We start from the raw sequence: 12916 nt of genomic DNA on the forward strand, positions 1-12916 counted from the left end.
TTCGAGTATTTTAAACTCCCAAATGAATTCTGAGAGGTTTGTAATGAAGAATGATGATGATGGTGACTTAGGCAACCAGAAAAATTGGGCTGTCCAGCTACTGGATAAAGCCTGGAGCGGGGTCGTTCTGGCGGATAACAGCTGGAATCCTGAGCAATCTTGTTATGATTTGTATGAAGAATACAAGAAGAGTGGCAGGACGCCAGACGAGTGCGTCGAAAATTTTATCGATTGGCAAACAGCAAAGGCGGCAGGCACGGGATTTGTTCTCGGTATGCCGGGATTGGTCTTCGGTGCGGTGACCATCCCAGCCGACCTGACCATTACCACCTACCTTCAGATGCGAATGATTGCCGTCATTGCGCTTCTCTACGGTTGGGATGCGAAGTCAGACCGCCTGAAGACACTGGCACTTCTCAGCATGCTCGGTTCTAGCGGCGGCGAGGTGCTTCGGTCAGCCGGGGTAAAGGTCGGAACCAAACTGACTGCCCGGGTCATCGCGAAGATTCCTGGGCGGGTGCTGATCGAGATCAACAAGGCCATTGGCATCAAGCTGTTCACGAAAGCCGGCACTACCGGGATTATCAATCTAACGAAGCTCGTGCCCGTCGTCGGCGGCTTGGTCAGCGGTGGATTGAACGGCTACATGACCCGACAGATCGGTTACGCCGCCAAATCAATCCTCTGCGAGGGGCCGGCTTGTATTCAAGATGCCGAGTCCGATCCAGAGCCCGCGCCTGCTGTATGATTGGGAGATATTCCGATGCCATTACCAGAGCCGGTGAATGAAACACAACGTCGCTTCGCTGAATTATGCAGGTTAGGCGGAGGGCAGAAAGGAGGCCCAGCGCGCGGCAAGGTCCTTGAACTTCTCTACGAATCGGGCAGTACACTCAATCGGCATGCACACAAAGAAGTGACAGCGATGCTCGCGGAATTTTCTGAGGAAAATCCGTGGCATGTCTGCTTTGCTATTGGTATTTGCTGGGGCCGCCTTGCCCAGCTAACCCCAGAATTCATTGCTCCGGCGGTTAGACTGCTGAAAGACTGGAATTCAGAGGATTTGAATACTGCAAAGAAATATCATTATGAACGGGGGCCTATGCCGATTGAAGAATCCTTGTCAGGCGGGCATTCAATGTTCAAAATTATCACGCCATCCCCGAATTTGCCCGACAGCCTTAAAGAATACCAAAAAGCCCAAGAGCGTTGGCTAAAACCTATTATGGGGCCAAGCAGACCAAAATACATGGGAAGTTGGAATGCAACCGCAATGTTTATGGTTGCTTTGTTTTCAAACAACGATTTGTCTGTGCATCTGGATTCGCCAGTGATCATGCTACCACCTGGAGGCCCTGTTCATAAAGGTCTATCCATCCTTTATGAACATCACATTTTGTCTGAAAAGCCTTTTGAGAAAGCTCTGAACGACAAAGAAACTGATTATTCGTCACTATACAATAACAACGCACTCATGGAAAATATTCTAAAGGGTCGATTAAACTGGAGCTTGCTGGACGTCCACAGTGGGCTGTACATGCTCGGCACGCGATTGGCTGAGTCTGACCGTTGGTTCTGAGAATATAGCCATGGAATTCCGCATCGCCGAAACCTTCACCCAGAGCCTCGCCCGGCTGCCGGCGAAGGAGCAGAAGGCCGCCAAGACGACAGCCTTCGACCTTCAGATCGACCCGTCCTCGCCGGGGTTGAAGTTCCATCGGGTGGAGCGATCGCGGGATCCGCATTTCTGGACGGTGCGGGTGAACGACGATCTGCGGATCGTCGTTCACAAGACCGACGGCAACTTCCTGCTCTGCTACGTCGATCGTCACGACGACGCCTACGGCTGGGCGGAGAAACGGCGCATCGAGGCGCATCCAACCACTGGCGCCGCCCAGTTCGTCGAGTTCGTCCACCATGTGGTGGAGGAGACCGCGTTCGGCGGCGCGGCGCCGCGCTCCGGCTACGGCGCACAGGCGCCGCTGGCGCCGGCCGCGCCCGGCGTCTTCGACCAACTGACCGATGAGACGCTGTTGCGCTACGGCGTCCCGCCGGACTGGCTGGACTGGATCCGCCAGACCGACGAGGACGGGCTGTTCGACCTGGAAGGGCATCTCCCGCAGGAGGCCCTCGAGGCGCTGCTGGAGCTGGCGGTCGGCGGCAAGCCGGCGCCGCCCGTCGTGGCCCCGCCCTCGGCCGATCCCTTTGCTCATCCCGACGCCCAGCGCCGCTTCCGCACCGTCGCTAACGTCGACGAACTCCGGCAGGCGTTGGAGTCGCCGTGGGACAAGTGGACGGTCTTCCTCCACCCCAGCCAGCGAGAGCTGGTGGAGCGGCGCTACGGCGGGCCGGCGCGGGTCACCGGCTCGGCCGGCACGGGCAAGACGGTGGTGGCGCTGCACCGCGCGGTCCATCTGGCGCGCCGCTCCGACGACGCCCGTGTGCTTCTCGCCACCTTTTCCAAGGCGCTGGCCCAGGCGCTGAAGGTGAAGCTTTCCCACCTACTCGACTCCGGGGACCCGGCCGCGGGGCACATCACCGTCACCTACGTGGACGGAGTCGCACACCGCCTGTTCGAGGACGCTTTCGGGGTCACGCCGAACATCGCGTCGGTCTCGCAGGTCGAGGCCGCGCTCACCGCGGCGGCGAAGGAGCGGGGTGAGACGCGCTTCTCGCACCGCTTCCTGGTCAACGAGTGGCGCCATGTGGTGGATGCCTGGCAGCTCCGGACCTGGGAGGCCTACCGGGACGTCTCTCGCCTCGGCCGCCGCACCCGGATCGGCGGCAACCAGCGCGAGGCGCTGTGGGCGCTGTTCGAGCGCGCCCAGGCCATCCTGAAGGCGCGCAACGTGGTCACCTGGGCCGAGGCCGTCGCCCGCGTTGCCGAACACCATCGTGGTCGCGAGAAGAAGCCCTTCACCGCCGCCGTGATCGACGAGGCGCAGGACATCAGCATCCCGCAGCTGCGCTTCCTCGCCGCCCTGGTGCCGGACGGTCCCGACGCCCTGTTCTTCGCCGGCGATCTGGGCCAGCGCATCTTCCAGCAGCCCTTCTCCTGGCTGTCGCAGGGGGTGGATGTCCGCGGGCGCTCCTCTACGCTGAAGGTCAACTACCGCACCTCCCACCAGATCCGCCGGCGGGCAGACCTGCTGTTGCCGGCGCAGGTGCGCGACGTGGACGGCGTCGAGGACCAGCGCAAGGGCACGATCTCCGTCTTCGACGGACCGGAGCCGGACGTCGGCCTGTTCGACACGGCAGAGGACGAGACCGCCTACGTCGCCGCCTGGATTGCCGGCATCGTCGCCGATGGCGTGGCCCCGGAGGAGGTCGGCATCTTCGTTCGCACGTCCGACCAGATCGACCGCGCCAAGGCCGCCGCCAAGCAGTCAGGTCACCCCTGGGTCACCCTGCAGGACCGCGGCGACGCCGAGAACGGCCGCATCGCGATCGGCACCATGCACCTCGCCAAGGGGCTCGAGTTCAAGGCCGTCGTCGTGATGGCCTGCGATGACGAGGTCATGCCGCTTCAGGAGCGCATCGAATCGGCCTCGGAGGAGTCCGAGCTGGACGAGATCTTCGAGACCGAGCGCCACCTGCTCTACGTCGCCTGCACCCGTGCCCGCGATCGTGTCTGCATCACGGGCGTGGAGCCGGGTTCGGAGTTCCTCGCCGACTTACTGGAGGTCAGCAGTCGATCTCGATCATAGGACTATAACGATGAGAGCACTCCGCTGCTACCATCAAGAAATCCAGTCAATCCAATGGGTTGGCTGGCTTTTTGCTTTCTGGCCGACGCGGTCTTCGGGGGTGACAGTAAGCACCCGGTAAGCACGCGGCCGACGAACTACCGGCGGAGTCCGATCACGGTCGGGATCGCCAAACGCGTGGCGACCGGCGTGTAGATGTCCACCGGTGCGCCGGGGGCGCGAATCGAGACGATCAAGGCGTAACGGGCCGGCGTGTTCCAGCGATCCAGGAAGGGCTTCTCCTTCCACCAGCCACCGACCGGGAAGACGCCAACGGCGTCGCGCGACGCCAGCTCGGCCGCGGTTCCCCGCCACCAGTCCGAATGGATCGAGCCGCGGTCGCGCAGGGTGCCGAGCAGCCAGCCGTCGCCACCGGTCGCCGGCACGGTCAGCGGCTATTCCGTGGTGGCGCGCCGCTCCGCGATGGCCGCGAGCAACGCTTCGGTGGTGATCGTGATGCCGCCGTCGAGCACGGCGGCTTTGGCGGCTTCATCCGCAGCGCGGGTCGATTCGGCATGGCTCAGGCCGACGGCAGCCTCCGCGACGGCTTTCCAGTCGATCCGGCCCACCGTGAACGCTGCGAGACGCGCCTTGAGCAACCGCCCGATCAAGGCGGCGTCGGGCAGCGTGTACTCCAGGATGTCGTCGAACCGGCGGAACAAGGCCCGATCAAGCAAATCCGCATGATTCGTCGCCGCGACGATCAGGCTCTGGCTGTCGTCCTGCTCCAGGAATTGCAGGAAGGAATTGAGAACACGCCGGATTTCACCGACATCGTTATCGGCCGTGCGGCGGGCGCCAAGCGCGTCGAACTCGTCGAAGAAGTACACGCCTCGGGTCGCCGCCATCGCCTCCCAGTCGACCTCCTCCGATCCCGCCGCCGAGCGCTGCTTGTTGGCGTCCGCGCGGATCAGGCTGGCATCGACCGCGAAGCCGTCACCGCCGACAAGCCCGGCCTCCTTGCAGCGCTGTACGGTCGTTTCGAACCGCTTGCTCAGGAGGTCGCTGTCCCGGAAGCGGCCGTGGCGGTTCTTGGAAAAGGTCGAGTGATCAGGAACGGTCCCTTCCAGGCCAAGCCGGCAGAACCAGCGTGAGGTGGCCCCTCTTGTCGAGCGACCACCTCGAAAGCCCGTCAGATTACTCCCAGACGGGCATGGGAGCTTGACGTGTCGCTGACAGCCGCCGGCTTGATGCGGAACCATGCCGCATAGAGGGCGGGGAGGAACAGCAGGATCAGCACGGTGCCGACCGCCGTGCCGCCGATCAGTGTGTAGGCCATCGACCCCCAGAAGACCGAGTGCGTGAGGGGGATGAAGGCCAGCACCGCGGCAAGGGCGGTCAGGATCACCGGCCGCGTCCGCTGCACCGTGGCTTCGATGACGGCGTGATAATCGTCGAGGCCGGCCGCCTGGTTCTCCTTGATCTGTTCGGTCAGGATCAGCGTGTTGCGCATCAGGATGCCGGCCAGACCGATCAGCCCGAGGATGGCGTTGAAGCCGAAAGGCTGGTTGAAGGCGAGCAGCATGGGCACGACGCCGACGACGCCGAGCGGTGCGGTCAGCAGGACCATGGCCATCATCGAGAAGGACCGAACCTGCAGCATGATGAAGACCAACATGGCGGCGATCATGACCGGGAAGACTTTGCCGAGGGCGGTGTTGGCCTTGTTGGCCTCCTCGATCGACCCGCCCGCTTCGATGCGATAGCCGGCCGGAAGCGAGGCGATCAGCGGTTCAAGAGCCGTCATGATCTGCTTGGAGACCTCCGGAGGCTGGGTCGTCTCGTTGTAGTCCGAGCGGATCGTGATGACGGATGTCCGGTCCCGGCGCTTCATCATCGGCTCTTCCAGCCTGATGTCGGCATGGCCGATCTGGTCGAGCGGGATTTGCTGGCCGGTCCGGCTCGTCAGCGAGAAGTCGGTCAGACGCGCCGGGTCCAGACGTTCGCCGCCGGCGCTGCGCGCCACGATGGGGACATTGCGGATGTCCTCGCGCACCTGGGTGACGGCGATCCCGGTCAGAAGGAATTGGAGTTGCTGCCCGACCTCCGCCGGTGAGAGGCCGATGAGGTTCAGCCGATCCTGGTCCGGGGTGAAGCGAAGCACCGGCGTGCGGTTGCCCCAATCCCGGTTGGCCTGCCGGACATCCGGCACGCTCCGCATGATGGCGAGGGCCTTTTCGGAAATGGCGTACAGCTGCGCCGGATCGGGGCCCATCACCCGGAATTCGACCGGGAACGGCGTGTAGGGTCCGAACACGAGCTGGGTGACGCGGACATAGGCCTCAGGCACCAATCCCTGCGCCACACTCTGCCGCAGCCGGTGCTTCAGGGCCTCGCGTGCCTCGGCGTCCGGGGTGAGCACGACGATCTTGGCAAAGGCCGGATCGGGCAGCTCAGGCGACAGGGCGATGAAGAAGCGGGGAGCGCCCTGGCCGACATAGCTGGTGACGATCTTCGCCTCTGCCTGATCGGCCAGCCAGCGTTCGATCTTCTCGACCGAGGCCGTCGTCGTCTCGATGCTGGTGCCTTCCGGCAGGCGGACCTCCACCAGCACCTCGGGACGGTCGGAGGTCGGGAAGAACTGCTGCTTCACGCCGCCCATGCCGACGATGGCGACGGCAAAGGCGAGGCCGACGACGCCGCAGGTCAGGACCTTGTGCCGCACGGCGAAGCTGATGACCCGCCGCAGGCGCTGGTAGTTCGGAGTGCCGTAGATCGCCTCGTGACCGCCGGCGACCGGTTTGATCGCCGGCAGCATCTTGACGCCCAGATAGGGCGTGAAGATCACCGCCACGATCCAGGAGACGATGAGGGAGAATCCCACGACCCAGAAGATGTTGCCGGCATATTCGCCGGCGGTCGAGCGCGCGAACCCCACCGGCAGGAAGCCGGCGATCGTCACCAGCGTGCCGGACAGCATCGGCGCCGCCGTGTGGCTCCAGGCATAGGCCGCCGCCCTGATGCGGTCGACGCCCTCCTCCATCTTCACCACCATCACCTCGATGGCGATGATGGCGTCGTCCACCAGCAGGCCGAGCGACAGGATCAGCGCGCCGAGCGTGATGCGGTCGAAGAAACGGCCGGTTTCCAGCATGATCAGGAAGACGACGGCGAGCGTCAGCGGCACGGCGGCGGCCACGACAATGCCGACGCGCCAGCCGAGGCTGAGCAGGCTGACCAGCAGCACCACGCCCAGCGCCATGGCGAATTTGATCATGAACTCGTCGACCGCCGAGGTGATGTTGACGGCCTGATCGGTCACCTTGTCGAGCGTCATCCCGAGCGGCAGCGACCGCGCGATGCCGGCCGCCCGCTCCTCCAGCGCCTTGCCCAGCGCGAGGCCGTCCCAGCCCTCCTGCATGACCGTCGCCAGCATGACGGTGGGTTCGCCCTGGTGGCGGATGATGTAGGTCGGCGGATCCTCGTAGCCGCGGCGGACTTCCGCGATGTCCGACAGCTTCAGCGTCCGCCCGGCGGCGACGATTGGCGTGTCGGCGATCGCCTGCACGCCGTCATAGGCGCCGTCGATCCGGATGAAGACCTGCGGCCCCTGGGTGTCGATCGAACCGGACGGCGTGACGGTGTTCTGCCGCTGCAAGGCGGCGATGATGTCCTGGGCCGACACGCCGAGCGTCGCCAGCTTGGCATAGGAGAATTCGACGAAGATCCGTTCCGGACGCTCGCCCAGGATGTTGACCTTCTTGACGCCGGGCACATGCAGCAGGTCCTGGCGGATCGTCTCCGCCTGCCGGGCCAGTTCGCGCATCGGCAGGCCCTTGGCCTTCAGCGCATAGAGCGCGAAGCTGACGTCGGAATATTCGTCGTTGACGAAGGGGCCGAGCACGCCGGGCGGCAGGTTGCGCGTCTCGTCGCCCATCTTCTTGCGGGCCTGATAGAACTCCTCCTGCACTTTGGCCGGCGGCGTGCTGTCCTTCAGCGTGAGCGTCATATAGGCGTAGCCAGGCCGCGTGGTCGTCTCCACCCGGTCGTACCAGCTCAGTTCCTGAAGGCGTTTCTCCAACGGTTCGGCGACGAGATCCTGCATCTCGCGCGCGGTGGCACCCGGCCACACGCTGGTGACGGTCAGGGTCTTGATGGTGAAGGAGGGATCCTCCGCCCGGCCGAGCATGACGAAGGCGAAGGCGCCTCCTGCCGCCAGCAGGAGGATGAAGAACAGGGTGACGGCCTGTTCACGGACGGCGATGGCGGAAAGATTGAGGCTCATCACTGGCCCCCGCTCTCGGCGGCGGTCCTTACGCGGACTCCGTCCTGGAGAAGATGGGCGCCGAGCGACACCACCGGGTCGCCGAGGCCAAGCCCGGAGATTACGGCGGTTTCGCCGCTCACCCGGACCAGCCGGACCGTCTGGAAGCGCACCGTCGAACTGGCGCGGTCCAGGGTCCAGACACCGGTCCTCCGGCCGTCGTCCAGCACCGCTCCCAGCGGCACCTGCATGTCCGCCTGACCCGCCCGATCCACTGCCGGATCCACTGCCCGGCCCGCCGTCCATCCGGCCAGCCTGATGGTGACCGTCGCCCCGAGCGGTGCCGAGGCGGCGTCGCCGTCGAGCACGTAGCGCGCCTCGTAGGTGCGGGTCTGGGCATCGGCGGCGTCCGACAGCTGCCGCAGATGCGCGCCGTAGCGCTTCCCGTCTGCGCCGTAGAGGCTGGCCTCAGCCGGCGAGCCGATCTGCGGCCGGATGGTTTCGGGCAGCGCCACCACCGCCTCCCGCGGGCCGGCCTGGGCGATCCGGACGACGGTCTGGCCGGCGGCGACGACTTGTCCCGGTTCGCCGAGCGTTTCGACCACCGTGCCATCGCTGTCGGCCACCAGGACCGAATAAGTCGCCTCGTTCTCGGCGACCCGCGCATCGGCTTCCGCACTGGCGAGCTGCGCCCTGGCGGTGTCCAGCGCAGCCTTCGCCTGTTCATGACGCTGCCGGGTGGCCCAGCCGTCGTTGACCAGACTGGCGTAGCGCCGCTCGTCCGCCTGGGTCTGCACGGCCGTTGCCCGCGCCGCGGCGACCGCGTTGCGCTTTGCCGTGAGGGCGAGGCGCAGGTCCGTCTCGTCGATGCGCATCAGCGGCTGGCCGGCCTTGACCGGCTGCCCGACCGTCGCCAGCCGCTCGATGATCTTGCCGGGGACGCGGAAGCCGAGATTGCTCTGCACCCTCGCCCCGACGACGCCGGTGAAGCCGCGCTCGGATCCGGCGACCGGAACCGCCGCGGCAAGCCGGACGATCGGCGCCTCCTGCCGGGGGTCGCTCACCGCCGACGCCTCTTGTGTGTGCATGGACAGCGTCACGACCGCGGCGGCGCCGAGCGCCGCCGTCAGAATGCCACCCGCCACGACCATGGGTCTCTTTTTCATGCCCGCCGCCTCACGTCAATTTAGATTGCGTACGACATCTATATCGATTATAGAGGTCGAACGCAATCTAAATGACGGGGCGCTTTCGCGTGGCGGCACCGCTTTCAGGGCGCTTCCGGGGCCGATCCCGACACAAGGAAGAAAGAGAGAATTCGATGGCAAAGATCGATCGTGGCACCGCTCTGGTGACGGGTGCATCGTCCGGCATCGGTTACGCGGCGGCCAAGGCCCTGCAAGCCGCGGGATTCGACGTGTTCGGAACCAGCCGTCACGCGGGCGCTGAAGGCCCCGAGGGCGTTACCATGCTGACCTGCGACGTCACCGACGACTCATCCGTAGCGGCCCTGGTCGAGGAGGTGATGGACGACGCCGGCCGCATCGATCTGCTGGTCAACAATGCTGGCGTTGGGCTTTTCGGCGGTGCGGAGGAATCCTCGGTCGCCCAGGCACGGGCATTGTTCGACGTGAACATGTTCGGCGTCATCCGCATGACCAACGCCGTGCTGCCGATCATGCGGCGCCAGAAAAGCGGCAGGATCATCAATCTCAGCTCGGCGCACGGATTCATTCCGGCCCCCTATTTCGCGCTCTACGCGGCGACGAAACATGCGGTGGAGGGTTACTCCCAATCGCTTGACCATGAACTGCGCACGCTCGGCATTCGGGTGACGCTGGTCGAGCCCGCCTATACCCGGACCTCGTTCGATGGAAACCTCATCAAGCCGGACCGGTCGCTCGACGCCTATGCGTCGGCGCTTGCCGGCGTGACCGTGGCCGTCGAGGATGCGATCAGGAAGGGCGACACGCCCGAGACCGTGGCCGAAACCATCGTCAAGGCCGCGACGGACTCCGAACCTAAGCTGCGCTACCCGGCGGGGAAACTGGCCCGCCAAGTCAGCCTCCTGCGCCGATTCGTCCCGGCCGCCGCCTTCGACAAGAGCCTGCGCAAGATGCTGCGGCTGCCGGTCTGATCCCGTTTCGTGAGGAAATCCGTCGCATCCGCTGCAAGGAAGGAGAGTCCATGACCGCCCTGTCCCGTCGGGAGGGTCCGGCGGCCCCGGCGCCCGCCTACAAAATGCCGCCCGGCGTTCTCGACGGGCCGGTGGTGCCGACGATGCTCCGCCTCGCGGTGCCGACGACCCTGGTGCTGATCGTCCAGACGCTGGTCGGGGTGGTTGAGACCTGGTTCGTCGGCTTTCTCGGGACCGATGCGCTCGCCGGGGTCGCCCTGGTCTTTCCCGTGCTCATGCTCATGCAGATGATGGCGAATGGCGGCATCGGCGGCGGCGTCTCCTCTGCCGTCGCGCGGGCCTTGGGGGCGAAACGCCGCGAGGAGGCCGAAGCGCTGGTCTGGCACGCGGTCGTCCTGGCCGGCGCATTCGGCATCCTCTTCACGGTGGCGGCACTCCTTGCCGGACCGATCCTCTATAGCGCGATGGGGGGAACCGGACCGGCGCTGACGGCGGCGCTCACCTATTCCGGGGTCGTGTTCGCCGGCTCCATCCCGGTCTGGCTCACCGCCCTGCTGTCGTCGGCCCTTCGCGGCGCCGGGAATGTGAGGGTGCCGGCGCTGGTGATCTCGGCCGGCACCGTGCTCCTCATCCTCCTGTCGCCGGCCCTGATCTTCGGCTGGGGCCCGTTTCCCCGTCTCGGCGTTGCCGGCGGCGGGGCCGCGGTGGTCGTCTACTATCTGTTCGCGGCGCTTGCGCTGACGCTGTATCTGCGCTCTTCGAAGAGCCTCCTGATGCTGAGGATTGTTCCCCTGCGTGCCGGCCTGTTCAAGGATATCCTCGGGGTCGGTTTCCTCTCGGCGATTGGCACCGTCCAGGTCAATCTCACCGTCACCCTCGTCACCGCCGCGGTCGGCCGGTTCGGCGCCGATGCCATCGCCGGGTACGGCATAGCCTCGCGGCTCGATTACATCCAGATTCCGCTGATCTTCGGGCTCGGCACCGCCTTGGTCACCATGGTCGGCCACAACATCGGGGCCGGGCAGGTGGCGCGGGCACGCCGCGTCGCCTGGATCGGGGCCGCTTTCGCCTTCGGGCTGACCGAGGTCATCGGCCTTGCCGCCGCATTCTTCCCACAAGCCTGGATCGGCCTGTTCAGCGACGATCCCCAGGTGCTGGCGATGGGCACCCTCTATCTGCGGATCGTGGCGCCGGTTTACGGTGCGGTCGGGCTGGGGCTGGCGCTCTATTTCGCCAGCCAGGGAGCCAAGCGTGTCCTGTTTCCCGTCCTGGCCGGCACCGTCCGCATGATCATCGCCGCCTTCATCGGCTGGGCGGCGGTGATCTGGTTCGGTGCCGGACTTTCGACCCTGTTCCAGATCACGGCCCTGGCAGCGGTTTCGTATGGTCTTCTGACGGCCGCCGCGATGATAGGCGATGCCTGGGGCCGGCATCACGCGTCCCATCCGCTACCTCGGAGACGCCCTGCGGAGTAGGTCGAGGTGGAGAATTGTGTCAGTCATCCATATCTCCTATAGATGTCAGTCGAAATCTAAATAGGAGCGTACCATGCGTGTGAGTCGCATTCAGGCTGAGGAAAACCGGCAGACTGTGATCAACGTGGCCAGCCGTCTTTTTCGGGAGCACGGTTTCGACGGCATCGGTCTCAAGGATTTGATGGAGACGGCGGGCCTGACCCAGGGTGCCTTCTACAAGCAGTTTGCCTCTAAGGAGGATTTGGCGGCTCAGGCGTCGACGCGGGCGTTGGAGAGCGCTTACTGCCGATGGACCGCTGCGGCCACTGCAAATCCAGAGGATCCGCTTGGCCCGGTGATCGGCTTCTATCTCAGCGCCGGGCACCGCGAGGAAAAGTCCGACGGCTGCCCGATCGTGGCGCTCGGTTCCGATGCCGCCAGACATGGCGTCGCGGTGAAGGCGTCGTTCGAAGCCGGGATCAGGACTCATCTCGACATCCTCGAACGCCTGATTTCGGAAACGCAGGGCGAAGAGTTCAAAAGCAGGGCAATGGCGATTCTATCACTGATGGTCGGTGCGCTGACGCTCTCGCGTGTCGTCAACGATCCCGGCTTTGCTCAGGCCTTTCTGGATACGGCTGCTGCGCAAGTCCGGAATATTGCCGCCGCGTGACCGGGCATGACCACACCGTGAACTGGTCGATCGGAGGGTGTTTGACCATGCCAGCAGGTACATCCGTCCGGCGAACCGCAATCCTGACGATCGCCGGCCGAGCCTTTCTTCGACAGGGCTATGCCGATGCCTCGATGGATGGTATCGCCGCCGAGGTGGGCGGCTCCAAGAGCACGCTCTATCGTTATTTCCCTTCCAAAGCGGCGCTGTTCGCAGCCTATGTCGAGGAAATCGGGACTTTGACCTGGTCCGCTCTTGCCGCTGTACAGGTGGAGGAAAAGGGAACCGAGGCTGTACTGGAGGACACGGCGCGAGCCTATCTGGACTTGATACTGTCCCCTTCAGCGCTTGCCGTGACCCGCCTCGTGATGGCTGAAACCGGTCGTTTTCCGGAGATTGGCCGCATCTTCTACGAGCGCGGAATTCGGCGCGCGGAAAGTCAAATCGCAGCCATATTGCAGCGTTTGGCAGAGCGGAGTGACGTACCCGGCTGGAACTTTCTGGCACTGCCCGGCGCTGCTGCTCATTTCCGGGCTCTCTGTGAAGCCGGTCTGCATGAGAAATGCCTGTGGGGTGTATACGAATCGGCTTCCCCGGAAGATGTTGGTAGCGTTGCCCAGCAGGCGGTCGCCCGCTTCCTGCGAGGCTGTCTGGGACAAATTTATCTTTGATTTTCAAAACAATGAGAAGAAGCGAATGGGA

General features: G+C 64.5%; 11 protein-coding genes and 1 pseudogene. 7 read left to right on the plus strand and 5 right to left on the minus strand.

Translation table 11 applies throughout. From position 1 onward, the window contains the following. Positions 1-43: 43 nt before the first annotated feature. Genes AZOLI_RS09075 through AZOLI_RS09080 form a run of 3 tightly spaced genes read left to right on the plus strand, consistent with a single transcriptional unit; the run spans position 44 to position 3707 of the window. Positions 44-748, plus strand: coding sequence for an EcsC family protein (locus AZOLI_RS09075; RefSeq protein ID WP_044549944.1), 705 nt, complete (start codon positions 44-46; stop codon positions 746-748). Positions 749-763: 15 nt separating this feature from the next. After that, positions 764-1579 carry a hypothetical protein gene (locus tag AZOLI_RS31065; protein WP_167331730.1) on the plus strand — a complete coding sequence of 272 codons (816 nt, stop codon included), beginning with the start codon at positions 764-766 and terminating at the stop codon, positions 1577-1579. A 10-nt stretch (positions 1580-1589) separates the two neighbouring features. Then, entirely contained in the window at positions 1590-3707 is a 2118-nt protein-coding gene (locus AZOLI_RS09080; RefSeq protein ID WP_014248318.1) for a 3'-5' exonuclease, read from the plus strand. Positions 3708-3844: 137 nt separating this feature from the next. Here the strand turns inward: AZOLI_RS09080 and AZOLI_RS09085 are convergent, their stop codons facing one another. The 5 genes and pseudogenes from AZOLI_RS09085 to AZOLI_RS09100 all read right to left on the minus strand — a co-directional run bounded on the left by AZOLI_RS09085 (position 3845) and on the right by AZOLI_RS09100 (position 9116). Next, positions 3845-4132: a hypothetical protein gene (locus AZOLI_RS09085; RefSeq protein ID WP_014248319.1), complete on the minus strand. Its 288-nt coding sequence runs from the start codon at positions 4130-4132 to the stop codon at positions 3845-3847. Between the two features lie 9 nt (positions 4133-4141). Continuing rightward, positions 4142-4594 carry an AAA family ATPase gene (locus AZOLI_RS32435; RefSeq protein WP_429725900.1) on the minus strand — a complete coding sequence of 151 codons (453 nt, stop codon included), beginning with the start codon at positions 4592-4594 and terminating at the stop codon, positions 4142-4144. Positions 4595-4600: 6 nt separating this feature from the next. Beyond that, positions 4601-4837, minus strand: a pseudogene (locus tag AZOLI_RS33810) (transposase); the annotation flags it as partial. Between the two features lie 41 nt (positions 4838-4878). Further along, positions 4879-7971 carry an efflux RND transporter permease subunit gene (locus AZOLI_RS09095; protein ID WP_014248321.1) on the minus strand — a complete coding sequence of 1031 codons (3093 nt, stop codon included), beginning with the start codon at positions 7969-7971 and terminating at the stop codon, positions 4879-4881. Continuing rightward, positions 7971-9116, minus strand: coding sequence for an efflux RND transporter periplasmic adaptor subunit (locus AZOLI_RS09100; protein ID WP_044549946.1), 1146 nt, complete (start codon positions 9114-9116; stop codon positions 7971-7973). The genes AZOLI_RS09095 and AZOLI_RS09100 overlap by 1 nt, the downstream gene beginning before the upstream one ends. Positions 9117-9271: 155 nt before the next feature. Here AZOLI_RS09100 and AZOLI_RS09105 point away from each other — a divergent pair, with 155 nt between their 5' ends. From AZOLI_RS09105 to AZOLI_RS09120, 4 genes are all read left to right on the plus strand, one after another. Continuing rightward, a complete protein-coding gene (locus AZOLI_RS09105) occupies positions 9272-10087 on the plus strand; it encodes an oxidoreductase (protein WP_014248323.1) in 816 nt (271 codons plus the stop codon). 50 nt (positions 10088-10137) lie between these two features. Continuing rightward, positions 10138-11562 carry an MATE family efflux transporter gene (locus AZOLI_RS09110; protein WP_014248324.1) on the plus strand — a complete coding sequence of 475 codons (1425 nt, stop codon included), beginning with the start codon at positions 10138-10140 and terminating at the stop codon, positions 11560-11562. A 73-nt stretch (positions 11563-11635) separates the two neighbouring features. Next, a complete protein-coding gene (locus AZOLI_RS09115; protein ID WP_014248325.1) occupies positions 11636-12214 on the plus strand; it encodes a TetR/AcrR family transcriptional regulator in 579 nt (192 codons plus the stop codon). Positions 12215-12261: 47 nt separating this feature from the next. Then, positions 12262-12885, plus strand: coding sequence for a TetR/AcrR family transcriptional regulator (locus AZOLI_RS09120; RefSeq protein ID WP_014248326.1), 624 nt, complete (start codon positions 12262-12264; stop codon positions 12883-12885). Positions 12886-12916 lie beyond the last annotated feature (31 nt).

Origin of the sequence: Azospirillum lipoferum 4B (assembly GCF_000283655.1) — a bacterium.
Classification (GTDB): Bacteria; Pseudomonadota; Alphaproteobacteria; order Azospirillales; family Azospirillaceae; genus Azospirillum; species Azospirillum lipoferum_C.